This is a genomic window from Salipiger sp. ABN3_019 (assembly GCF_056158605.1).
This window is the reverse complement of record NZ_JBSWTP010000004.1, coordinates 129,201-152,245: the sequence shown is the minus strand read 5'-3', so window position 1 is coordinate 152,245 and position 23,045 is coordinate 129,201. Positions and strand designations below refer to the sequence as shown.

The following is a 23,045-nucleotide window of genomic DNA, read 5'->3' as shown; positions in this document are numbered from 1 at the left end:
CGAGCCCTCCAGTGACCGTTCGCACCTCCTGCAGCCGACCAAACCGAGAGAACTGAAATGCAGATTGCTGTCCTCAACCCCAACAGCTCCCGCAAGGTGACGGCCTCCATGCAGGACTGCCTTGCGCCGCTCATTGCCACGACGCGCCACGCGATCATCTGCGACACGCTGGACGAGGGCCCTGAAGGGATTGAGACCGACCAGCATGTCGCCGACGTTGCGCCGCTGGTCGTGGACTATGTGCGCCGCACCGAGGCGGATGCCTATGTCATCGCCTGCTTTTCGGATCCGGGGGTCGAGCAGGCGCGCAAGGCGAGCGGAAAGCCGATCTTCGGGATCGCCGAGTTTGCCTATTGCGCCGCGCTGCTGCACGGGGCGCGGTTCGGCGTCGTGTCGCTCGGGCCATCTTCGATCACCCGGCATCTCGCCCGGATAGAGGGGCTTGGGCTCAGCACACGGCTTGCGGGCGACCGTTCCGTCGACATGACCGTGGCCGAGGCCAATGACGTCGATGCGGCGCGCGCCGCGGTGACCCGCACCGGCCAAGATCTGATCGATAAGGACGGTGCCGACGTGCTCATTCTGGGCTGCGCCGGCATGGGCGGGCACCGCCCGGCGCTTCAGGCGGTGCTGGGGCATGTGGTGATCGACCCGGTGCAGGCCGCCGTCGCCAACGCCATCTCGGCGCTGGATCTGGACTATACTAGAAAGGGCTCGTGATGGACCGAGTTGTAAAAGGCTGCCTCGTCACTCCGCAGGGGCGGCTCGACAAGGGTTGGCTCGGCATTGAGGACGGGCGGATCACCGCGATGGGGCAGGGCGTTGCGCCCGCCGCGGCGCAGACCGACGATCATGGCGACGCACTGATCCTTCCCGGCGTGGTCGATGGCCAGACCCATGCAACCAGCTACATGGGCCTGCCCGGTATCACGCCGACCACCGCCTCGGCGGTTGCGGGCGGGGTGACGACGCTGGTCGACATGCCCTATGACAATCCGCTGCCGCTGGACCGCCCCGACCGTTTTGCGGCAAAGGCCGAGGCCGTGGCGCAGCATGCCCATGCGGATATGGCGCTCTACGGCACCGCCACCCGCGAGACCGGCACCGCGCAACTGCAGGCGCTGATCGACGCCGGGGTGGTGGCCTTCAAGATCTCGTCGTTTGAAAGCAGCCCCACACGTTTTCCGCGCATCGCCGAGGATCTGACGCTCGACCTCTTTGAACAGCTTTCGGCCACCGATCTGCCGCTTGGGCTGCACAACGAGGATCAGGAGATCGTGCATGCCCGCATGGCGCGCGCACGTGCCGCAGGGGTCGAGGGGATCGAGGCGCATTCCACCTCGCGCCCGCTGGCGGCCGAGATGGCGGCGACGGCACAGTTCTTTGCTTTGGCGCAGGCGGCTGGCGCACATGCGCATCCGGTCCACCAGACCGCGCGGGAAAGTTTTGACATCACTGCGATGTTCGCCGCTTCGGGCATGCGGGCAACCGGCGAGCTTTGCGTCCATTACCTGTGGTTCGACGCGGCACGCGACGGCGAACGGCTGGGCGCGCGGATGAAGGTGAACCCGCCGATCCGCCCCGGCGCGATCGACGGGATCTGGACCTCGCTCGAAGCGGGGCATGTGGCCTTCGTTTCGTCCGATCATTCCAGCTGGCCGATCGACAACAAATACACCGACTCGATCTTCGATGCGGGGGCGGGGGTGCCCGGCATGGAAACGCTGCTGCCCGCCTTCTTCACGCTGGCGCGTGACCGCGGCCACGACCCTGCGCAGATGTGCGCGCGGATGCTGTCGGAGCATCCGGCCCGCTTCTTCGGGATCGACGGCCGCAAGGGCGCCATCGAGATCGGGCGCGAGGCCGATCTGGCGGTGCTCGAGGAAGGTGCCTTCACCTGGGACGAGACCCGCGCGCACGACGGTCTGAACTGGAGCCCCTTCCACGGCGAAACCTTCGGCGCCCGCGTCGCGGCGACCTATCTGCGCGGCGCGCCGGTCTGGGACGGCAGCGAGGTGCTGAATGCACCGGGCTCGGGGCGACTGGTGAAACGCGCCACGGCGGGCTGGTTTGCCTGAAACGACACGCCCGGCCGCCGCGCCGCGGGGCAGGGGATGAGAGTAGAAAGTTGAGACGAGATATGGGTTTGATCGACGAGAACACCTCTGGGGTCTTCGTGATTTCCGTAACGCCTTTTGACGAGCAAGGGGCGATCGACTGGCAGAGCCTCGATCGGGTGACGGATTTCTATTTCGAGGCTGGGGCCGACGGGCTGACCATTCTTGGCATGATGGGCGAGGCGCCGAAGATGACGCAGGCCGAGGCGCTGGAGATCTCGCGCCGGGTCATCGCCCGGGCCGGGGACCGTCCGGTGGTGGTGGGTGTGTCTGCTCCGGGTCTCGCCGCGCTGCGCGAACTGAGCATGGCCGCGATGGACATGGGGGCCGCTGGCGTCATGGTCGCGCCGCCGGGCAGCCTGCAGACCGACACGCAGATCCATGCGTATTACGGGCAGGTCGTGAAGGTCTTGGGGCCGGAGGTTCCGGTGGTGCTTCAGGATTTCCCGCTGGCCACCAAAGTGGCGATCAGTGACGAGGTTCTGGCGCGGATCATCAACGATTTTCCCTCGATCAAGATGCTCAAGCATGAGGATTGGCCAGGGCTGCAGAAGATCAGCAAGATCCGGCAGGCCGAGGCGGCAGGACAGCGCCGTATCTCGATCCTCTGCGGCAATGGCGGCGGCTTTCTGGCCGAGGAAATGGCGCGCGGCGCGGATGGTGCGATGACCGGCTTCGGCTACCCCGAGATGATGGTGCAGATCGCCCAGCTGATGAAGGCGGGGCAGAAAGATCGGGCGCATGACCTCTTTGACGCCTATCTGCCGCTGATCCGCTACGAGTCTCAGCCCGGCCTCGGGCTTGCCGTTCGCAAGCACGTTCTGGCGCAGCGCGGCGCGATTGCCTCGCCCGCCCTGCGCGCGCCGGGCTCGGGGTTGACCGCGGCTGCCGCAGCAGAGGTCGACTATCTGATCAGCAGACAGGAACGCCGACTGAAGGAGCTTGGCTGATGGATTTCGGACTGCAGGGAAAAACCGCCCTCGTACTTGGTGCCAGCCGCGGCCTTGGCGCCGCCTGCGCACAGGAACTGGCCCGCGAGGGTGTGAAAGTCTTCGCCGCCGCGCGCGACCTTGATGCGATCAGGGACTGGGCCGCGGAGTTCGGCGATCTGGTGACGCCGGTCGCGCTCGACATGACCGATGCTGGCAGCGTCTCGGAGCTTGCCGCGCAGATGGCCGCGCAGGGCATCGACATTCTGGTGAACAACTCCGGCGGCCCCAAGCCCGGCCCGGCCAAGGCGCAAACGCCCGAGGCCTGGGAAGAGGCATGGGCGGCGATGGCCGGTCCGATCATGAAACTCACCTCGGCGCTGCTGCCGGGCATGAGCGCGCGCGGCTTCGGACGGATCATCACCATCGGCTCGTCCGGGGTTGAAGCCCCGATTCCCAATCTCGCGCTGTCGAACGGCGTGCGCGGGGCGCTGGCGGGCTGGTCCAAGACGCTCGCGGCGGAGGTCGCCGCCGATGGCATCACGGTCAACATGATCCTGCCCGGGCGCATCCCGACGGACCGCGTCGCGCAGCTTGACGAGGCCGCGTCGAAGCGCACCGGCAAGAGCGTCGAGGACGTGCAGGCAAGCTCGCGCGCGACGATCCCCGCCGGGCGTTACGGCAAGCCCGAAGAATTTGGTGCGGTCGCGGCGTTCCTCGCGTCCACACGGGCCTCTTTCGTAACCGGATCGATGATCCGGGTCGATGGCGGCATGCTGCGGCATCTCTGACGCGGCTTTGAACGACAGGGACGGGCCGCGCAGGCCCGGTCTCGCCCCGGAAGGATCGGCACAAAGACCGGCTCCGGAAAGACCCGACTTTTCCAACACTTGAACCAAGGAGGTCTGGATGACCGAACGTGCTATGGCCGCGATGGCGGTTTTGGCAGCAGGAGCCCTTTTGGCTGGCCCCGCCGCTGCCGATTTCAAAGATGAACTTCTCAAGACCGACACCATCGTTGTCGGGACCACCGGCTCGGCCCCGCCGTTCTCGATGATCGGCGATGATGGCGAGCTTGGCGGCTTCGACGTGGCGGTGATGACCAAGCTGGCGGAAGACCTCGGCATCAACGTCGAGTTCGAACAGCTGGACTGGGCCGGTCTTCTGCCGGGCCTCGCCTCGGACCGCTTCGATGTTGTCTCGTCGGGGGTGACCCGCACCGCCGAGCGCCTCGCGTCGGACGATCTGATCATGCTCTCGCCCTACATCATCAACGGCGTGGCGGTCACCAAGCTGGCGGCGAATGACGAGATCGGCGGCTGGGACGATGTCTGCGGCAAGACCGTGGGTGTGATCCGCGGATCCGCCGAGCTTGGCCTGATCGAAGCCTCGCTGCCCGAGGGCTGCCTTGGCAAAGTCAGCGAGTATCCGGGCTGGACCGAAATGTCGCTCGATCTGAAGAACCACCGCATCGACTGGATCGGCATGGACTACCTCGGGCCGTCCTACCTTGCGGCCAAGGACGAGCTGATCACCGTGCTTCCCGAAGTGCGCTCGCCCAAAACTCAATCCGTTGCCGTCGCCCCGGGTGACGCGGAACTGGCGGAAGCGCTGGACAAGCTGATCGCGACCTACCGCGAGGACGGCACGCTGAACGCCTTGGTCGAGGAATACTTCGGCCAGCCCGTCGATTTCACCCAGATGCCTGCGGATCCGTCCTGAGCGGCGCCCCACAAAAGCATCCTGAACAATCGGTCCCGCCCATGAATGGCGGGGCCAAGAAACCAAAGGACTCTCTCTCATGCCCACCAAGATCGGGATCATCACCACGGGCCAAAGCCCGCGCAACGAATACGTCAGCTTCCACACCAACGCCCTGATCGCCATGGGCCTCGAGGTTGAAGTGACCGAAAAAGCCTGCCTCGACGGGCTCACCCGCGCCCAGATTGCCGAGCATGAAATCTCGCCCGAGGATGGGCTTGGGATCGGCTGCTACGTGCATAACACCACGCCCGACGATCGCCGCATGGGTGCGGGCTGGGAAGAGATTTTCGTGGCGCAGGAGTGGTATCTGGAACGCGCCCAGGCGGCCATCGACGCCCATGTGGCCGACGGCGCCGAGATCATCCTGATGTGCTGCGCCGAAATGTATCCCGAAGGCGCGCTGTCCTCGCCGGTGCCGCTGCTGCTGCCCTATCAGCTGATGTTCGATCTCGTACGGCGTCAAGCCGAAGCGCGCGGCGGGCTCAAGCTGGCGCTGCTGCTGCCGACCGAGTGGCACATCGATCAGGACCGCGCCACATGGTCCTCGCAGCCGTGGATGGAAACCGTCGAAAGCCACTTCGGCATCGGCATTGCCACCGGCGAGGCCCTCGATCAACTGGCGCCCGAGGGCCCGTTCGATCTGGCGCTGATCTGGGGCTACGGCGACGGTCTGGCCCCGCATGACCCCGAGGATCTGCTTGCCGACATCTCGGCCCGTCTGGGCTGCCCGGTGGTCACCCCCAATGTGCTGAACGTCTTCAATGCCCGAATGCTGACCTCGCCCGCGTGGCCGGAGCGTATTCATGTCCGCCACTGACGGGCCGCTGCTCGAGGTTGCGGGGCTGGAAAAGACGCTGGGCGCACAGCACGTGCTGCGCGGCGTCGATTTCACCGTCAATCGCGGCGAGGTGCTGGCCATCATCGGCGCCTCGGGCTCGGGGAAATCAACCCTGCTGCGCTGCCTCAACCTGCTGATCCGCCCCGATAACGGGCGGATCCTCTGGCAGGGGCGCGAGGTCGGCTGGGTGCAAAACGGCGGCAAGCGCATGCCCGTGCGCGAGCGCGATCTGCTTGGCTACCGCACGCAAATCTCGATGGTCTTTCAAAGCTTCAACCTGTTTCCGCATATGACCGCGCTGCAAAACGTCATGGAAGCCCCGGTGATGGTGATGAAACGGCCCCGCGACGAGGTGCGGGCCGAGGCCGAGGCGCTGCTGGAGAAGGTGCGCCTGTCGCATCGCGCTGGCGCCTATCCGCATCAGATGTCGGGCGGCGAGCAGCAGCGCGTGGCCATCGCCCGCGCGCTGGCCATGCGACCCGAGGCGCTGCTCTTCGACGAGGTCACCTCGGCGCTCGATCCCGAGCTGAAGGGCGAAGTGCTCTCGGTGATGCGCGACCTCGCCTCCGAGGGAATGACCATGGTGTCGGTGAGCCACGAGATGGGCTTCGTGCGCAATGTCGCCGACCGGGTGGTCTTCATGCACAAGGGCCGGGTCTGCGAAGCCGGCGATCCCAAGGACGTGCTGGCCAATCCGTCGACACCAGAGCTGCAGGCCTTTGTGCGCAGCGTGACGGATTGAGGCGCGCATGGATGTTCTTGCGACACAGATGCCCCGCTTTCTGCAGGCGATCTGGCTGACAATCTGGCTGTTTGCGCTCATCGCCACCGTCTCGACCCTGCTGGGGCTGGCACTGGCGCTGTTCGTCAACGGCCCGCGCGGACGCCGCGCGCTCTCGGTCTATACATGGATCTTCCGCGGTCTGCCCGAGCTTGTCGTCCTGCTCTTTTGCTTTCTCGCGCTGCCGCGCATCGGGATCGATCTGGGCGCCATCGGTTCGGCCTTTCTGGCCTTCGTGCTGATCGGCACCGCGTTTCATGCAGAGATCTTTCGCGCAGGGCTCGCCGCCATTGATCCGCGGCTGATCGAGACGTCGCGCAGCCTTGGCATGGGGCGCATGCTGATGCTGCGCCGGGTGATCATCCCGCAGCTTGCGCGGATCTCCGTGACCCCTTGGGCAACCTTTCTGGCGGGCAACGTGAAGATGCTGTCGCTGGCCTCTGCGGTTTCCGTCGGCGAGGTGATGATGGTCACGCGCCAGAGCCTTGCGATCTCGAGCGACCCGATGACCCTGATCCTGTTCGCCGGGGCGGTCTATGCCGCGATGGCAAGCGTGGTGATGGTCGCCGAACTGCTGCTGTCGGGGCTGATGCGCCGCCGCTATGGCCCGATCAATGGAGGCATGACATGAACTGGAGTGTCGTGACGGACAACGCCGGACTGTTGCTGGAGGCTTTCGCCACCACGCTTTGGGTCGCAGGCGCGACGATCATCCTCTCGGTGGTGTTGGCCTTTCCCCTCGCGGTGATGCGGGACGGGCCGATCCGGGGCCTGCGTATCGTGGCTGCCGTCTTCTCTTGGGTGATGCGGGCGACACCGGCGCTGACGCTGCTGTTCCTGACCTATTTTGGCCTGCCGCAGATCGGCATCTACCTCGCGGCTGTTCCGGCGGCGATTGCCGGGCTGACGCTCTCGGCCACCGGCTACAACATGGAGTACATCCGGGCGGGGTTGCGCGCGGTCCCCTCGACGCAATACGAGGCGGCCCGCGCGCTTGGCATGCCCTTCCCGATGATCCTGCGCCGGGTGATCGTGCCGCAGGCGATCCGGACGATCATGCCGCCGCTGACCTCGAACCTGACGCTGGTGATGAAGGGCTCTTCGCTGGCCGGGATGGTGGCGGTCACCGAACTGACCGGCGCCGGGATGGCGCTGATCTCCCGCACCTACCAGCCCTTCGAGATCCTCATCGTGATCGGGCTGGCGTATCTGATGCTCAACGGCGTGCTGATCTGGCTGCAGCACCGCGTCGAGAACTGGCTGTCGTTGCCCGGTCAGGGCTGAGCAGCGGAGGCGCCAAATGAAACCGGCCCGCACCAAAAGGTGCGGGCCGGTTTGTTTTGTTACGCCGCGATCCGCTGGCTCAGCGACGCGCGAAGCGCCGCCGCCGCTTGCGGTATATCGGCCGGAGACAGCCGCGTGACGTCCACCCCGAATTCGTCGCGTATCGCCGCCGCGCAGATCTCTGTCGCGATCAACGTGCCATCCTCGGCAATCTCGGCGATGCCGCCTTTGAACTGGCCCGAGAGCGCGGTGTCCAGCGCCGCCTGCGGATCGAGGCCGGGCACCGGAAGCACCTCGACGCGGTCGGCCCAGACCCGGATCGGCCAGCCGCCGGGCAGACCATCCGGCCCCGCGCCATGCTGATAGCTGCCGTCGTCGCGCAGCGCCGCCAGTACGGTTTTGACGCCCGAGGCCGCGGTGCGGCTTTCCTGCGGCACCTGACGGATCCGGCGGGCGCTCTCGGCCATGAGCGCGTTGAGATCGAGCCTGTCGGTCACGTCGCATCCTTCGACCAGCACCCGTGCCAGCCATGGTGCGGCGCCCGCGCTGCCCGAGCGTTGGAACCATTCGGCCACCGAATGATGCGCCATGATCATCGGCCGGACCGACAGCGCCGAGACACCCATATGCTGCGCCACCATGGCCTGTAGTTCGGCGGCCATGTTGTCGACATTGCCGATGCCGGTGAGCGGCTTCGTCCCGCCTGAGGCGGCGGCGGTCCGGGTCAGCACCTGATTGGCGAAATCCGGGAAGGGCGCGGTGATGAAGCTGCAGCTGTGTCCGGCCAGCCCCATCGCTTTCTGCACCGAAAGGCCGAGAGCCAGATGCGCGGCGAGGAAGCCGCCCATGCCCGCGCTGCGGATCCGCTCGAAGACCTCGGGCGGCAGGCCACGGGCCATTTCCGGAACCGAGATCATCGTCGCGGCATGAAACAAGGTCCGCGGCTTGGTGCGGGCGATGATCTCGGCCAGCGCGGCGCTGTCGCCGAGGTCCAGCCCATGCGCCTCGATCCGGACGTGGCGGCCCTCTTGCAGCGCGCCAAGCGTGGCGCGCCATGCGATGCCTTCGGCGCGCGGCCCGTCGCGGTCAATCAGGCAGATGCGGGTGATTTCCGGGCGGCGGGCAAGATATTCCACCGCATGGGCGCCCACCGCGCCCGCACCGGTGATCATCACGTCGAAGCTCATTGCGACACCTTCTTGGGCAGGGGCTGCGCGATCCCCGGTTTCGCCGGATCAGGCGCGATGCCCAAGCGCAGCGGCGTCTGCGCGAATTGCTCGAGGAACCGAGCAAGACCGGCCACCGTGACCTCGAGCACCGCCGCGCCGGTCTCTGCGGTCGCGGCGCCGGGATCGCCGTAGTAGCCGCAGTCGTCGGCGTGGAAGATCGCGGCCCAGCCCGCACCGGCTTCGGTCACCGGATCGTCGGGATATCCCGGCGCGACCCACGGCTGGATCAACCGCGGCTCAAGTCCCGCGCTGCGTTCGGCCAGAAGCGCGGCCTCATCTGTGCCAAGGACCTGCCCGGCAAGCACGGTTTCCTGCTCGCAGGCGTGACCGGGGCGGGGCAGGGCGCCTTTGAGCAGGCCAACCATCGTCTCGAAGGACGGTGCGAAATAATCCACCATGCCGACCGCATGTCCGTCGGTGATCATCTCGCCCACCAGCGCGCGCAGCGGCGCGGAGTTGCCGCCATGGCCGTTGACGAAGATCGCCCGCGGAAACCCGGCATCCAGCACCGAGCGGGCCACATCGCGCAGCATCGACAGATAGGTGTCGAGCCGCAGCGAGATGGTTCCCGGCCAGCTGAGGTGATGCGGCGTGAAGCCGAAGGACACGACCGGCGCGACGATCACTTCGACCTCGGTGATCCGGGCGGCGGCCATCTCGGCGACGGCGGCGCTCAGCAGGCTGTCGGTCTCGACCGGCAGGTGATCGCCATGTTGCTCGATCGAGCCGGTGGGGATGATCACCAATGCGCCACGGTCGCGCGCGGCGGTGATCTCGGCGCGGGTCATCTGCGACCAGATCTTCTGGCGCGGGGCGAAGTGGCGGGGGGTCTCGGTGGTCATGTGCGGTTCCAGTCGGCGGGAAGGTAATCAAGATCGTTCAGCGCGGGCATCAGCAGGTTGCGCAGATGCAGCACAGTGGCCCGGTGCGGCAGGATCAGCGGCGCGCCGATGGCGCGTTCCAGCGCAGGGATCTCGTCGCGGGCGTCATAGGGCGCAAGGCCGACGCCATAGCCAAAGAAGAAGGCGTATTCGACCTCTGCCGCGCCAAGCGCCTGCGCCGCCTCCAGCCATGTGGAGGTGATCGGCGAGACCACCAGTTCGATCTGATCCGCAAAGGCGCGCGACAGCCAGTCGGCGCGGTCGTGATCGGCATGTTCGGCGTCGACGATGACGCCGACCTTGGGCTTGCGCGACGCGCCTTCGGCGATGGTCTGCGCCAGCCCGAACATGATCTCGCGCGGGTGGATCAGCATGGTGCGGGCGGAAAGCGCGCCTTCGGGGAACTCTGCGGCGCAGGCCAGCAGCACCATGTCCACGCCGTCTTCGGTCTCCAGTCGCTCGATGGCCAGCTGCACGAGGTCGGTGGCGAACTGCAGGTCGTAGAACCGGTGCTCCCAGCCATCGCCCATGTGGTTGCCCTTGGCACCGGGCACGTGGACATGCGCGCCGAGGTTGGGGGTGGATTTATCGACCTCATGCGGGTCGAGATCGGCCAGCGTCAGCCCGTCATAGATGTGGCGCAGGGTGATCGTGACATCCGCGCCGAGCGCTTTGAGGAACAGTCCGTGATAGTGCAGATACTCGTCGCGCGGGCCGTGGCCGGTGGTGATGATGCCGATATGGCGCTTAGCTTGGGACATTTGAAAACTCGTTCTTGGTCTTGGAGAGGGGGCTCAGCCGGCGAGGTTGACGGTCATCGGCTCGGCGGGCGGAGGATTGTCCGGATCGGCAAAGCGGGCGGGGTCGGTGTGCGGGTCCGGCGCATCGCCCAGCACGATCCTTGCGGTCCGCGCGGCGCCTTCGGGGCTCATCATCACGCCATGCCCGCCGTATCCGGTGTTGAGAAGGACCCGCGGCGTCTCGGGCAGGGCTCCGATCAGCGGCAAGCCGTCGCCGGTGACCAGCAGGCTGCCCGAGCGGATGTGCCCGCCGCTGATCTCATGGCTGCGGTGGCCCCAGAACGGAACCAGCGGCGCGACGGTGGCGATGGCCTGCGCAAGATAGTCCGGGTCGACCGGCGGATCGTCGGTGAAACTGTCCAGAAACAGCGTCGAGCGGAACGAGGCGGTCATCCGCGCGCCGCCATGATCGGGGCGCCAGAACGAGCCAAGATCGGCATCAATGGTCGCCGGATGCTGGGGATCGACCCCGTCGAGCGTGACGTATTGAATGGCCGAGCGCGACAGCCGCAAGGGCAGCGGTTGGTTCAGCCCGACCATCAGCCCCGGCAGCCGCGCAGCGGTGGCAAGCACGATCTGGCCGGTGTGAATCTCGCCTAGGGTGGTGCGCAGAGTGACCGATTGCTTGCCCGGACGCACCACCAGCAGATCGCAGCCCAGCAGGATATCCGCCTCCATACTGGCGAGGTAGCCCGCGATGATCCGGTCGATCTCGACCACGCCATCGGCGGCGCGAAAGGCACCGCCCGCGACGTCTTCCGCAAGGCTCGGCACCTGCGCGCGCAGCGCGTCGGGCTCCAGAAAGGCGACATCGTCGAGGCCCGCTACCTGCTGCCGCAGCACCCGGTCGCGCAACAGCTCGGCGCCCGCCGCGCTGCGGCTGGCATAGAGATAGCCCACCGGCCGATATCCCGCGTCCTGCCCGGTATGCTCGGCGAAATCGCGATAAAAATCGATCGAGGGCCGCGCCAGCGCGATGGAGCCGGGGTGCTCCCATTGCGCCCGCACGCCTTCGCCCGAACGCCGAGAGGCGAGCATGGCCAGCGCCGGAAGGCGCTCGATCAACAGGGGGCGCAGGCCGCGCTGCGACAGCGCCCACGCGGTGGCAAGCCCGGCAATACCGCCGCCCACGATGGTGACATCGGGGTGGGCGGGAACGTCGGACAGTGAGTGCAGGAAACGTGCGGGCATCGGGAGCGCCTTACATATCGCCGGCTTCTTTGGAGGGCGTCGCGCAGACCGCGACGACCAGCCCGGCCTCGCCGATGATGTGGCGGTAGCGGTAGTTCTTCGGCAGGTACATCGCGTCGCCCTGCTTGAAGTGATGGGTCTCGCCGGTGGCCTCGACGATCTGCTCGGACCAGCCGTGCAGGCAGTAGAGGATCACCTCATGCTCGCCATCGCCTTCGACCATCACATCGAAATGCGGCATATAGGTCGTGATGTGGAACGACATGGGCGAGCCATGCAGCTTGTTGGTGATCAGCCGGTGGCTGAATTCCTTGCCCTCGTGAACCCAGGTGAAGGCAACGTCTTCCTGGCGGGACCATTGGATCTTTTCTTCGGTCATTCGATCTTTCCTTGCTGAAGGTCGGGGTCAGGTGCTGCGGCTGTCGAGCCGGTCGCGCAGCGACGACCACGGCAGCCAGAGATGCGGGCCGAGACCCGACAGGCGGGCCATCGGGATCGGTTGGGGCGGGGTTGGGGGCAGCGGCAGATCATCGGCAGCCGACCCGCCGGCAAGCCAGCGCCCAAGCTCGACCCCCAGCGCGGTGGTCAGCGCCACGCCGCGCCCGTTGCAGCCGATCGCCCCGGTGAGGCCGGGCGCGAGCTCGGTGATCCGGGGCAGCGCGTCCAGCGTCGCGGCGATGGTGCCGGTCCAGACATGCTCGGCCCGCAGCGGTGGGCAGTCGGGGACAAAGGCCCTGAGCCGCGCCAGAAAGCCCCGGCGGGCAAGCCCGTCCCGCTTTGGAAGCGGCGCGACCATGCCCCCGGTCACCAGACGGTTGTCCTCTGTCCAGCGCAGGGCAAAGGTGTGGCGGCGGGTATCGGCGACCGGCGCGCAGGCAGGAAGGATGCGGCGGCGCAGCTCGGTCGGCAGCGGCTGAGTTGCCACCTGATAGACCTTCACCGGAACGACGGTATCGCGCATCCGCGGCTCCAGCCCGCCGATCATCGCATTGGTGGCCAGCAGCACATGCGGCGCGGTGACGCTGCCGCACGGCGTTTCGGCGCGCCATCCGCCCCCGCTGCGCTCGAGCCGCAGTGCGGGGCTGTCGCAATGCAGGGCGACGCCGGTCGAGAGGCAGGCCCGCGCCAGCCCCCGCGCATAGGACAGCGGATTGATCTGCCCGCCGCTCGCGACCCGCAGCCCACCATGCAACGCGGGCAGGCCCGTCACGGCCAGCATCTCACTGCGATCGAGGAAATCGACCGCGACACCCGCGGCCCGGAGGGCGGGCAGACGGGCCTTCAGCATGGCCTCGGCCTGCGCGCTGTGACCGGGCTGCAGCCAGCCATTGCGGGCCTTCGCAACATCCATGCCGAAGCGGTCGATCAGGTCAAAAACGGCATCTCCCGACCCGGCCACCAACCTCAGCAGGCGTTCGGAATAGGGCTGGCCGAGCACCGCTTCGACCTCGGCTGGGCCCAGTGCGGACTTCAGGCTGGGGACGACGAAGCCGGTGTTGCGCCCCGAAGCGCCGAACCCCGGCCCCTGTGCCTCGATCAGCACGACCGACAGCCCCGCTTCGGCGGCGTGCAACGCCGAAGACAGCCCCAGAAAGCCGCCGCCGATGACCAGAAGATCGGCGCTCCGCGCGCCCTGCAGCGGCGACAGGTCAGGCGCGGGCGCGGCCAGATGCGTCCAGAGCGAGCCGTTTTCCTCACTCACAGCGCGCGTCCCGCGGTCCAGCCGTCGAGGATCGCCGCCTCGGCGTCGCGCGGCGCATAGGCATCGCCGATCACCGTGACCGGGAAGGGGAGGTGCTCCAGATCGGTCGCAAGGCGCGTGTCCGGCAGTCCCGGCAGCGCGGCAATGATCGTATCCGCCGCAATCCGCTCGGTCACGGTGCGGGTAAAGATGTTTTCCATCTCGACCAGCCCCTCGGTCATGCGCAGGGGTTTCAGCATCGGCGCGAGCCTCACACCTGCGGCAAGGACCTCGCGGTTCAGATAGGTGAGGTTCTGAATCTCGAGATGCTGCCCCACGTGCAGCGCGGCAGAGGCGAGCGTCACCTCATGGCCCGCACCCGCCAGCGACAGCGCGGTGACCATGGCTGGCGCCCGGTGCATGCCGTCGAGGATCAGCACCCGCTGGCCGATCTTGTCTGACCCTTCGGACCAGCGCCGCACCGCCTCGTCGAGCGAGAGCACTTTGTCCGCCGCCGCGCCCGAAAGCTCAAGCGGCCGGGTCCGGGCACCTGTGGCGAGCACCACGGCAGAGGGGGCAAGCGCGGCAATCCCCGCTGCATCGGCGCGGCAGTTCAGGCGGATGTCGACGCCGAGCCGTTCGAGCTCTGCCGTCTTGAAGGCAATCAGCCGGGCCCATTCGCTGCGGCCGGTGGGCCGTTTCGCCAGATCGAGGCGGCCGCCAAGACGGTCCGCGGCTTCCATCAGGATCACCTGTTGGCCGCGCATCGCCGCCTGCAGAGCCGCCTCCATGCCGCCGGGACCCGCGCCGACCACCACCACCGGGCCGTGCCGCGTCTGCACGGCGGTGACCGGCTCGACCTCGCGGCCGGTGAGCGGCGTGCCGATACAGCTGATGTGCCGCCCCCGGTAGAGCCTCCCGAAACAGGCCTGCTCGCAGGCGATGCAGGGGGTGATGCGCTCGGGCTGGCCGGCTCTGGCCTTGGCGGGCAGATGCGGGTCCGCGATAAGCGCACGGGCCATACCCGCCATATCGGCATCGCCTTGCGCGAGCATCTCTTCGGCGAATTCGGCGGTGTGGATGCGCGTGCCGTGGATGATCGGGATGTCGACCCGATCCTTGATTTGCCGGGCCAGCGAACGGAACGGCCCCGGCGGCAGCCCCATGGGCGGCTCATGCAGCATGTTCGACACCAGATTGCCATCGGTCCCGGCGCTGACGTCGACGAAATCCAGCGCCCCGGCCTCGACCAGCCAAGGCACAACCTCGGCCATGTCCGCAGCGGTCAGCCCGCCGGGCACCAATTCGTCGCCCGAAACCCGAACGCCAAGCGGCACATCCGCTCCGATCCGTTGGCGCACCGCCGCAAGGATTTCGCGGGCAAAGCGGCTGCGGTTCCACAGATCGCCGCCATAGTCATCGGTGCGATGGTTCGACAGCGGCGACAGGAACTGCTGCACCAAAAGCCCGTGCCCGCAATGCACCTCGATCCCGTCGAGACCGGCCCGCAGGCAGCGCTCGGCGGCATCGGCATGCGCGGTCACCACCGTGGCAATCTCCGCCACGGTCATCTCATGCGCGACCTCGCCGTATTTCTCTTCATAGTCGGCACTGGCCGACCACAGGGCGACGGGGCGGGCCGAGGTCGCGAACCCCATGTGCGACAGGTAGCCAAAGACCTTGGTGCCATACGCCTGCACCCGGCGGGCCAACTCGCGCAACCCGGGGATGATCCCATCGTCGTAATTGCACAAAAGCCCGGTGATCCCCGGCGACGAGGGATGCACCTGCTGCGAGCCGAGCATGATCAGGCCAACCTCGCCTTTGGCGCGTTCTTCGTAGTAGGCGATCATCCGGTCGTTGGGGGTGCCGTCGGTCGGCATGCCGGTGCCGTGACCGGTCAGGCACACGCGGTTGCGCAGCGTGACCTTGCCCAGAGTGATCGGGGCGGTGAGATTGGGAAACTGCGTCATATCAGGCCGTTGCGAGGATCGGAGCGTCGAGGAAAGCCGCTGCATCGTCTGGCGCGGTGTGGGCGGCGCGCTCGGGCGAGAAAGGCGCCAGCAGCGCGGCCGGTCCGGTCAGAATATCCTCAGCCACCAGCGCGCCAACGGCGGGGCTGATCTGGAACCCGTGGTTCGAGAAGCCGCACGCCAGATAGAGCCCCTCTGCCGCGCGTCCGATGAACGGCAGGCCGTCGATGGTCTGCGCTTCCGTTCCGGCCCATTGGTGCACCAGCCTGTGGCGGCTCAGCCTCGGCAGGACTGCGGCAGCCTCCGCCCATTGCGCCGCCGCATGCGCGTCCAGCGGCAGCGTCTGCAGGCCGCGCCCGGTGGGGCGGGCGAACCAGTTGCCGCCGATCATGAAGGCACCGGAGCGCAGTTGTTTCAGCGACAGATTGCGCCCGGCAGCGGTGACCGTCGGTGCCACAAGCTGGGGCACGGCAAGGTCAGAGAGCAACATCTGCAGCCCGCGCGCCCGCATCGGCAGCGAGAGGCCCAGCGGCGCGATGAGTTCCGCCGTCCAAGCGCCGGTTGCCAGTACCGTTTGCGGCGCCCGCAGGCTCTGCCCGCCCGTCACGGCGCCCGCAACGCGGCCTTCCTCGACGAGAAGGCTTGCAGGCGCGCCAAAGTGGCAGGCCACGCCAAGCGCGGCGCAGGCGCGGGCCAGCGCCTCGGCGGTGCGCCCCGGATGCGCCTGACCGTCGCCGGGCGTGAAAGCCCCGAGCAGAGCCGCGCCGGTCACCTCATGGGCAATGTCCTTGATCTGGGCCGCGTCGACCCGCTCGGTGGAGATGCCGCCCGCCGTGTCCGCCGCCAGCCGGCCTTCGATTGCCGGGATCTCGGCCTCGGTCTCGGCAAGATGCAGATGGCCGCCCAGCGACAGTTCGAGGTCCGCGCTCAGCGCGTCCTGCATTCCGGGCCAAAGATCGGCGGCCCGTTTGCTCAGCGGCTGCTCATGCCGATGCCGCCCCTGCGTTCGCAGCCCTCCGGCACTGGCCCAACTGGCGGAAGGCGCGCGCCCCGCGCCGCGGGGGTCTACCAGAGCGACCCGCGCGCCAGAACGGGCCAGGTTCCACGCGATGAAGCCGCCGATCACGCCAGCGCCCATGACGATGCAGTCGAAACGGCTCATGCCATGACGTCCCGCGCGTCAGCGGCGGCGGCCTGATCGCCGACAATGGCGTCGGCGGCTCTGAGGCTGAGCGCGAGGATGGTCAGCGCCGGGTTCACCGGCGGCAGCGACACAAAGCTCGAGCCGCCGACGACGGTCAGGCCCGGCGTGTCATGGACACGGCCAAACCCATCGGTGACAGAGCTTTTCGGATCGTGCCCCATGCGGGTGCCGCCGGTGTCATGGGTCGAGATCGGTCCGGTCAGCGCCGGGCGGCGCCAAATCCGGGCGGCTCCCATCTCGCGGGCGATCTCTTCGGCGCGGTCCTGCAGCCACGGGATCATCGTCTTTTCGTTGTCGCCGATGTCGAAGGTGATGCGCACGACGGGCCGTCCCGAGGCGTCGGTCTGTTCGGGGTCGAGGTCGAGCCGGTTGTTGGTCGAGGGCAGGATCTCGGGGTCGATGAACAGCATCATGGTGGCGTTGTAGGAGGCCACGAAGAACTCTTTCCACGCCGCGCCGTAGCGCGGCACGTCGGGCGGCAGCACGCCAGAGGCCTCGATCGGCAGATACTGATTGAAGGCCGCGACACGACCGCCGCGAATGAACCCCAGCCCGGTGTGATCGAAGTGGTCGCAGGACAGATCGGCGATGGCCGTGGCCTGCGCGGTTGGCCCGATGAACCGGTTGAGCTTGCGGTCGTCAAAGACCGCATAGACCGAGGGCTGCTGCCGGGTCATGTAGTTGCGCCCGACCTGATCGTGGTTGTTGCCCAGCCCCTGCGGGTGCGCCGCATCGCGCGACAGCAGCAGCAGCCGGGTGTTCTCGAAAGCATAGGTCGCCAGCACCACCTGAGCGCCGCGCTGCACGTGGCTCTGGCCATCGGACGCCTGATAGCGCGCGCCGACCGCGCGCCCGTCCTCGGTGACGATCTCGGTCACGCGCGCGCCGGTGACGATGGTCAGCAGCCCACTGTCCAGCGCTTCGGGCAGCACGGTGTTCTGCGCCGAGGCCTTGGCGTCCACGTGGCAGCCAAAGCGCGAGCAGAAGCTGCAGTAGGTGCAGGCGTGCCGACCCTTGTGCGGCGCGGTGAGGATCGCGGCCGGCAGGTTGAACGGATGGTAGCCGAGGTTTTCTGCAGCGGTGGCGAACGTCTGGCCCAGACCCGAGCGGCGCAGCGCCGGCATCGGGTAGGGGTGCTTGCGCGGAGCCTCGAACGGATTGCCTCGCGTGCGCCCGCTGTCGCGCGGCCCGCCAGCGTTGCCGGAGACGCCAAGCAGGTCCTCTGCCATGTCGTAATAGGGTTCGAGATCGGCGTAGGACATCGGCCAGTCGGCCAAGGTGCTGTCCGCCGGGATCGAGGCTTCGCCATATTTCTCGACGGTCTTCGAGCGGACCTCGAAATCATCCTCGTAAAAGCGCATGGCGACCGCGCCCCAAGCCACGGAGTTGCCGCCGAGCTCGGTTTCGAGCCCTTGGCTCATCGACGCGCGGCGCGCAGGATCGCCGGGGCGCAGCCGCCACGTCGGCACCTCGCTGTTGAACTTCTTCGCGCCGCCGAGGTTGCGAAAGGCGGTGGCAGACAGCTCGTCCATCGCGTGTTCACGCCCGGTGCGGCTGTCGCCCGCTTCGAGGATCACCACGCGTTTGCCTTGCGCGGTCAGCCGGTGCGCCATGAAGCCCCCGACGAAACCGCCGCCGATGATGACCACATCCGCCTCGGGCAGCGGCTCGGACGCGGCGGTGGTGGCCGGCGCACTGTCGAGCCGGGCATCTTGGCCGAGGCTGACCATGGATTGCGGGGCGCGGGCGACCTTGTGGCTCACCTCCTGCTCTTCGGCGCGATAGCCCGGCTGCGCGCCGGGAAAGCCGATCAGGTCCCAGCCCTTGAAGCCATGGTTTCCGCCATGGCGCGGGTCGCAGAAGAGGCCCTCGCGCAGATGCCGCCAGATGAGATCGAAAGCCGAGTGATCCGCCGGGCGTGGCAGGGCGTCGAGGCCCGGGTCATTGGCCTCGAAAAGCGCCAGAATGCTGTCCTGCCGGTCGGTCGGTGCGGCGGCGAAATCGCCCCCTGCTGCCAGATCCAGCGCCGCGATCACCTCGGAATAGAGGGGGAGGTGTTCGGCGTAGGGCCCGCTCAGCGCGCCCAAAACATAGTCCACCGCGCCGATCTCCGAGGCCGAGGGGCTGCCATCCGCGCCAGCGGGGAAGATCCGGTCGAAAAGCGCGGTGAGCGTGGAAGTCTGGGCGGGAGAAAGGGAGGTGGTCATCAGTGGCTCCGCAGAATGCGTTGCAGGAAGGCTTGGGTACGGGGGTGCTGCGGGCTGCGCAGTACCTGAGCGGGCGGCCCGGTCTCGACGATCTTGCCGGCATCGAAGAAGGCGACGCGGCTCGCGGTCTGTGCGGCAAAATCCATCTCATGCGTGACGACGAGCATGGTCATGCCTTCCTCGGCGAGGCTACGCATGACGGCGATCACCTCGCCGACGAGTTCGGGGTCGAGCGCCGAGGTCGGTTCGTCAAACAGCATGAGGCGGGGTTTCATGCACAGCGCGCGGGCGATGGCGACACGTTGCTGCTGGCCACCCGAGAGTTCCGCCGGGAACGCCCCCTCACGACCCGACAGACCGACACGGTTCAGCAGATCCCGCGCGCGTTCGGTGGCCTCGGCACGGCTGAGGCCGCGCACCGCCATTGGCGCTTCGATCAGGTTCTGCAGCACGGTGAAATGCGGGAAGAGGTTGAAATGCTGGAACACCATGCCGATCTCGGCGCGCTGGCGGCGAATGTCGCGTTCGGGCAGCGCGCGGTCTTCGCGGGCGCCCTCGCCATAGCCGATCCGCACGCCGTCGACCCGCACCTCGCCGCTGTCGGGCGGATCGAGATAGTTGATGCAGCGCAGCAGCGTGGATTTGCCCGAGCCCGAGGCCCCGATCACCGCAACGACCTCGCCGCGCTCCATGCTCAGGGAAACGCCGTCGAGCGCGGTGAAATCGCCGTAGGTCTTGCGAAGATTGCTGGCGGAAACGAAGTGAGCGGGCATGTCAGCGGGCCAATCTGTAGCGCAGCCGAAGATGCCTCTCGACCCACGCCTGAAAGGCGACGAGCACACCGCTGAGCGCAAGGTACAGGACCCCGGCCAGCAGCACGAAGACATAGGGCTGGTAAGTGATCGAAGAGGCGCGTGTGGCCTCGGCGGTAAGGTCTGCGACGGACACCATGGAGGCCAGCGATGTGCCTTTCACCATGATGATCGCGCGGGTCATATAGGGCGGCACGATCAGCGGCAGCGCCTGCGGCAGCAGCACCCGGCGCAGCGCGTGGCCGAATGGCAGCCCGAGCGCGCGGCAGGCGGCAAGCTGGCCGCGATCCAGCGCCGAGAAGCCGCCGCGGATGTCTTCGGACATATAGGCGGCACCCATGGCGACGAGACCGATCGTTGCCGCGGTCATCGGCTTCATGCGCAGGCCAAGCTGCGGGCCGCCGTAAAACACGAAGTAAAGGACGATGAGCGCGGGCAGCAGCCGCACCACGTTCACCAGAACGGCGAGGGCGCGCGCAAGAGGTCGCGGACCAAGGTCGCGGCCCAATGCAATCGCAGTGGCGATCGGCGTGGCCAGCACCAGCGTGATGACCGAGAGCTGCACGGTGATCCAGAACCCCGACAGTAGGTCCGGCAAATAGGGGGCGATAAGCGCGTAATCCATGATCTACCGTCCCGCCCGGCGCCGGTTCGACCAGCGCTCGCCAAACATCTGCAGAAGCAGCAGCACCCCGTCGAGAAGGGCATAGATCGCGGCGGCGACGATCAGCACCTCCAGCGGCCGGTAGGTGACGACAAAGATCTTCTTTGCTGCGTTGGAAAGCTCGGGCACCGCCACGGCGGCGGCCAGCGCGGTGCCTTTGAGGATTTCGGTGGCGTGCGAGATATAGGGCGGCAGGGCCGCGGGGATGGTCTGCGGCAGGATGATGCGCAGCAATGTGCGGTGCGCCGGAATGCCAAGCGCAGCCGCCGCTTGCGCCTGTCCCGGCGGGACCGAGCGCAGGCCGGAGGCGAAAATCTCGCCGAAATAGAACGACATATAGGTGGTCATCGCGAGGATTGCCGCCGGCAGCGGCTGAAGGGTCAGCCCCATGATGGGCAAGCCGAAGAAGGCGAAGAACAGCAGCAGCAGCGGCGGGATGCCGCGGAAAACCCAGCTCAGCGCCAGAACCAGCGCGCGCAGCCAAGGCTGCGGCGCCAGCCTGAGAAACGCGACCAGCAAGCCCCCCGGTGTCGCGAGGATCAGGACAGCCAGCGTCAGCTGGATGGTGACGCCCGCACCCTTCATGAGTGCGGGCCAGACCTCGGGGATCGTGCTGAAATCGAGTGTCACGTGACGTGCCTCAGTAGCCGATCTTGCCCAGCAGATCGACTTCTGCGGTGGAGGTCGCGTATTTGCCGATCAGCTCGGACAGCGATCCATCCGCGCGGTAGTTGCCCAGAAGCGTGTTCACCGCGACCAGAAGATCGGGCTCGGTGGCGTTGACGCAAAGGCTCTGCGGGAAGACCTCGAGCGCCGGGCCGACCATCATCAGGTCGTCCTTGTTCGGCGCGCTGTCGAGCACGGAGAGGGCGTTCGAGAGGTTCATCACCACCACATTCGCCTGACCGTTCTGCAGACCCAGAAGCGATTCCTGCAGACCCGGGAAGTCGGTCGTGTCGGCCTCGGGCAGCGCCTTCTTGGCACCTTCGAAGTAGATCTCGCCGCGCACGCCGCCGATCACCCCGTCGCCGATCTCGTCAAAGCTCGAAATATCGCCGTCCTTGAGGGCGATGCCAACGGTGGCGTTGAGGCCGGTCGGCGAGGTCATCAGGAACTGGTCGGATCCAAGGCGCTCGGGGTTCCACGAGGCGCCATCACAGGCAAGGTCGAACCGCTTCGCCGCCAGCCCCGGCAGGATGCCGGCCCATTCGAGCTGCACAAATTCGATGTCGAGACCAAGATCCTCGGCGAGCTTCTCGAACAGCTCGACGTAAGAGCCGGTCAGCTCGGAGGTCGCCGGATCGACGAAGGTGCGGGGCGGCGAGGTGCCGGTGGTGCCGACCGTCAGGACGCCCTCTTTCAAGAGGTTCCGAAGCGGCCAGGGAGAGGGGTAGTTCTTGACGGGCTGAGCGTCGCCGATTGCGGCCTCAAAGGCGGCGGCAGCATCGCTTGCCGCGTCCTGGGCAAAGGCCGATTGCGTCATCGCGGCGCACAGCAGGGCAGGGGCCAGCAGCCCCGTCCGAAGGATCGTGGTCATTGGGAGTCTCCGTGTCGGGAAAAGGATGGCTCCGGGCTGTGGTCCCGGATGTCCGGTTTGGGGCGAACTGCCCGGATCAGGTCAGGCGGGTTCGGGAAGAAGCCCCGCCAGACCAAGATGCTTTTCGTACCAGCTCCATTCCTCTTCGAGGAACGCGCGGAAGGCGTCGCCAGGCAGCCAAGCGTCGGCTTGTCCGTTCCGAGCGAGGTAATCGCGCCATGCCTGGGTGTCGCGCAGCGCAGCAAAATGGTCGTGCCAGCGTTGCTGCGCCTCGACCGACAGCCCGCCCGGCGCCATCAGGCCCCGCCAGAGCTGGAAGGTCACCGGAAGGCCCAGTTCGGCGAGCGTCGGCACATCGGGGAAACTGGGCTGGCGCTGCATGTCGAGCGCCGCGATGACGGTCATCGTGCCCGCCTCGACATGCGGCAGGATTTCCGCCGCGACACCGCACCCCCAGTCGATCCGCCCCTCGATCAGCGCGTTCCAGACCGCAGGTTCGCTTTCGGTCACGATGAATTCGACATCCGCCTTCGTGCCGTCGGCAATCGCCAGCGACAGCAGGTGGTTGATCCCGCCAAGAAAATAGCCGCCCGTGCGGGTTGTGGCCCGCGGCAGCGCGTCAAGGAACGCGCCGGGCTCGGCGAGCGGGCTGTCCGAACGCGCAACCACAAAGAAGCGGTCGGCCACGAGGCGCGCGATCGGCGTCAGATCACGGTGGGTCAGCGACATGGCCCGCAGCAGCGGGGCCTGCAGAAAGACCGGCGTGCAGGTCGAGACGAGATGTCCCTCACCGCAGCAGCCATCCATGAAGTGCATGGAATCCACACCCGGATCATCCCCCATCGGCAGCAGCGCGAGCTCTGCCATTTCGGGGAAAACTTCGGCTTGGGCACTGCGCAATGCCTCGGCCATAACCGGTGGGGCGCTGCCGGGCGGGCCGTGGACGATGAGGGTATTTTCGCTGAAACGAGTCATGATGTTTCCTTGGAAACGTCCTTGCTATGTCACTTAGTGTTGCGCGTGATATTTCAGTTGGCAATCGAAATTTGGTTTATTTTCTTGTGATATTTCGTGCAGTCTGAGCGCAAACTGCTCATTGAAATATCACCGGAAAAACATGCCTGGCAGATGTGCCGAAACGCAGACAGCCCGC

Annotated in this window: 23 protein-coding genes; 9 read left to right on the top strand and 14 right to left on the bottom strand. The window is 67.1% G+C overall.

Translation table 11 applies throughout. The features are described from left to right. Nucleotides 1-57 precede the first annotated feature (57 nt). The 9 genes from ACXAD2_RS04630 (at nt 58) to ACXAD2_RS04590 (ending at nt 7,713) form a co-directional block, all read left to right on the top strand. Nucleotides 58-720: an aspartate/glutamate racemase family protein gene (locus tag ACXAD2_RS04630; protein WP_475167487.1), complete on the top strand. Its 663-nt coding sequence runs from the start codon at nt 58-60 to the stop codon at nt 718-720. Next, nucleotides 720-2,078 carry a dihydroorotase gene (locus ACXAD2_RS04625; RefSeq protein WP_475167483.1) on the top strand — a complete coding sequence of 453 codons (1,359 nt, stop codon included), beginning with the start codon at nt 720-722 and terminating at the stop codon, nt 2,076-2,078. The genes ACXAD2_RS04630 and ACXAD2_RS04625 overlap by 1 nt, the downstream gene beginning before the upstream one ends. A 62-nt stretch (nt 2,079-2,140) precedes the next feature. Next, entirely contained in the window at nt 2,141-3,067 is a 927-nt protein-coding gene (locus ACXAD2_RS04620) for a dihydrodipicolinate synthase family protein (protein ID WP_475167480.1), read from the top strand. Next, nucleotides 3,067-3,837 (top strand): SDR family oxidoreductase, encoded by a 771-nt coding sequence (locus ACXAD2_RS04615; RefSeq protein WP_475167474.1) that lies wholly within the window; start codon nt 3,067-3,069, stop codon nt 3,835-3,837. The genes ACXAD2_RS04620 and ACXAD2_RS04615 overlap by 1 nt, the downstream gene beginning before the upstream one ends. Nucleotides 3,838-3,955: 118 nt before the next feature. Beyond that, nucleotides 3,956-4,768: a substrate-binding periplasmic protein gene (locus tag ACXAD2_RS04610; protein ID WP_475167471.1), complete on the top strand. Its 813-nt coding sequence runs from the start codon at nt 3,956-3,958 to the stop codon at nt 4,766-4,768. A gap of 79 nt (nt 4,769-4,847) precedes the next feature. Further along, nucleotides 4,848-5,627 carry an AroM family protein gene (locus tag ACXAD2_RS04605; protein WP_475167469.1) on the top strand — a complete coding sequence of 260 codons (780 nt, stop codon included), beginning with the start codon at nt 4,848-4,850 and terminating at the stop codon, nt 5,625-5,627. Continuing rightward, complete coding sequence (locus ACXAD2_RS04600; protein WP_475167466.1) at nt 5,614-6,390, top strand: amino acid ABC transporter ATP-binding protein; 777 nt, start codon at nt 5,614-5,616, stop codon at nt 6,388-6,390. The genes ACXAD2_RS04605 and ACXAD2_RS04600 overlap by 14 nt, the downstream gene beginning before the upstream one ends. A gap of 7 nt (nt 6,391-6,397) precedes the next feature. Beyond that, nucleotides 6,398-7,060 (top strand): amino acid ABC transporter permease, encoded by a 663-nt coding sequence (locus ACXAD2_RS04595; RefSeq protein ID WP_475167463.1) that lies wholly within the window; start codon nt 6,398-6,400, stop codon nt 7,058-7,060. Then, nucleotides 7,057-7,713, top strand: a complete 657-nt coding sequence (locus tag ACXAD2_RS04590) for an amino acid ABC transporter permease (protein WP_475167461.1) — start codon at nt 7,057-7,059, stop codon at nt 7,711-7,713. The genes ACXAD2_RS04595 and ACXAD2_RS04590 overlap by 4 nt, the downstream gene beginning before the upstream one ends. Before the next feature lie 59 nt (nt 7,714-7,772). Here the strand turns inward: ACXAD2_RS04590 and ACXAD2_RS04585 are convergent, their stop codons facing one another. From ACXAD2_RS04585 to ACXAD2_RS04520, 14 genes are all read right to left on the bottom strand, one after another. Further along, the gene (locus ACXAD2_RS04585) at nt 7,773-8,900 is read right to left on the bottom strand and encodes a saccharopine dehydrogenase NADP-binding domain-containing protein (protein ID WP_475167458.1); all 1,128 of its coding nucleotides are present in this window, start codon (nt 8,898-8,900) and stop codon (nt 7,773-7,775) included. Beyond that, the gene (locus tag ACXAD2_RS04580) at nt 8,897-9,784 is read right to left on the bottom strand and encodes a creatininase family protein (protein WP_475167456.1); all 888 of its coding nucleotides are present in this window, start codon (nt 9,782-9,784) and stop codon (nt 8,897-8,899) included. Before ACXAD2_RS04580 ends, ACXAD2_RS04585 begins: the two co-directional genes overlap by 4 nt. Beyond that, nucleotides 9,781-10,584, bottom strand: a complete 804-nt coding sequence (locus tag ACXAD2_RS04575; protein ID WP_475167454.1) for an AroM family protein — start codon at nt 10,582-10,584, stop codon at nt 9,781-9,783. Before ACXAD2_RS04575 ends, ACXAD2_RS04580 begins: the two co-directional genes overlap by 4 nt. 33 nt (nt 10,585-10,617) lie before the next feature. Then, nucleotides 10,618-11,814, bottom strand: a complete 1,197-nt coding sequence (locus ACXAD2_RS04570) for an NAD(P)/FAD-dependent oxidoreductase (protein WP_475167452.1) — start codon at nt 11,812-11,814, stop codon at nt 10,618-10,620. 10 nt (nt 11,815-11,824) lie between these two features. Next, nucleotides 11,825-12,193 carry a hypothetical protein gene (locus tag ACXAD2_RS04565; protein ID WP_224901302.1) on the bottom strand — a complete coding sequence of 123 codons (369 nt, stop codon included), beginning with the start codon at nt 12,191-12,193 and terminating at the stop codon, nt 11,825-11,827. A 27-nt stretch (nt 12,194-12,220) separates the two neighbouring features. Next, nucleotides 12,221-13,516 carry an NAD(P)/FAD-dependent oxidoreductase gene (locus ACXAD2_RS04560; RefSeq protein ID WP_475167451.1) on the bottom strand — a complete coding sequence of 432 codons (1,296 nt, stop codon included), beginning with the start codon at nt 13,514-13,516 and terminating at the stop codon, nt 12,221-12,223. Beyond that, nucleotides 13,513-15,468: an oxidoreductase gene (locus ACXAD2_RS04555; protein WP_475167449.1), complete on the bottom strand. Its 1,956-nt coding sequence runs from the start codon at nt 15,466-15,468 to the stop codon at nt 13,513-13,515. The genes ACXAD2_RS04560 and ACXAD2_RS04555 overlap by 4 nt, the downstream gene beginning before the upstream one ends. 1 nt (nt 15,469) lies before the next feature. Next, nucleotides 15,470-16,630 carry an NAD(P)/FAD-dependent oxidoreductase gene (locus ACXAD2_RS04550; RefSeq protein ID WP_475167444.1) on the bottom strand — a complete coding sequence of 387 codons (1,161 nt, stop codon included), beginning with the start codon at nt 16,628-16,630 and terminating at the stop codon, nt 15,470-15,472. Next, the gene (locus tag ACXAD2_RS04545) at nt 16,627-18,879 is read right to left on the bottom strand and encodes a GMC family oxidoreductase (protein WP_475167442.1); all 2,253 of its coding nucleotides are present in this window, start codon (nt 18,877-18,879) and stop codon (nt 16,627-16,629) included. Before ACXAD2_RS04545 ends, ACXAD2_RS04550 begins: the two co-directional genes overlap by 4 nt. Then, nucleotides 18,879-19,652: an amino acid ABC transporter ATP-binding protein gene (locus ACXAD2_RS04540; RefSeq protein ID WP_475167440.1), complete on the bottom strand. Its 774-nt coding sequence runs from the start codon at nt 19,650-19,652 to the stop codon at nt 18,879-18,881. The genes ACXAD2_RS04545 and ACXAD2_RS04540 overlap by 1 nt, the downstream gene beginning before the upstream one ends. Nucleotide 19,653: 1 nt before the next feature. Beyond that, nucleotides 19,654-20,316, bottom strand: coding sequence for an amino acid ABC transporter permease (locus tag ACXAD2_RS04535; protein ID WP_224901318.1), 663 nt, complete (start codon nt 20,314-20,316; stop codon nt 19,654-19,656). Between the two features lie 3 nt (nt 20,317-20,319). Next, nucleotides 20,320-20,985 carry an amino acid ABC transporter permease gene (locus ACXAD2_RS04530; protein WP_224901321.1) on the bottom strand — a complete coding sequence of 222 codons (666 nt, stop codon included), beginning with the start codon at nt 20,983-20,985 and terminating at the stop codon, nt 20,320-20,322. 10 nt (nt 20,986-20,995) lie between these two features. Next, a complete protein-coding gene (locus ACXAD2_RS04525; protein ID WP_224901324.1) occupies nt 20,996-21,892 on the bottom strand; it encodes a substrate-binding periplasmic protein in 897 nt (298 codons plus the stop codon). Between the two features lie 81 nt (nt 21,893-21,973). Next, nucleotides 21,974-22,867 carry a tripartite tricarboxylate transporter substrate-binding protein gene (locus ACXAD2_RS04520; RefSeq protein ID WP_475167435.1) on the bottom strand — a complete coding sequence of 298 codons (894 nt, stop codon included), beginning with the start codon at nt 22,865-22,867 and terminating at the stop codon, nt 21,974-21,976. Between the last annotated feature and the right edge of the window lie 178 nt (nt 22,868-23,045).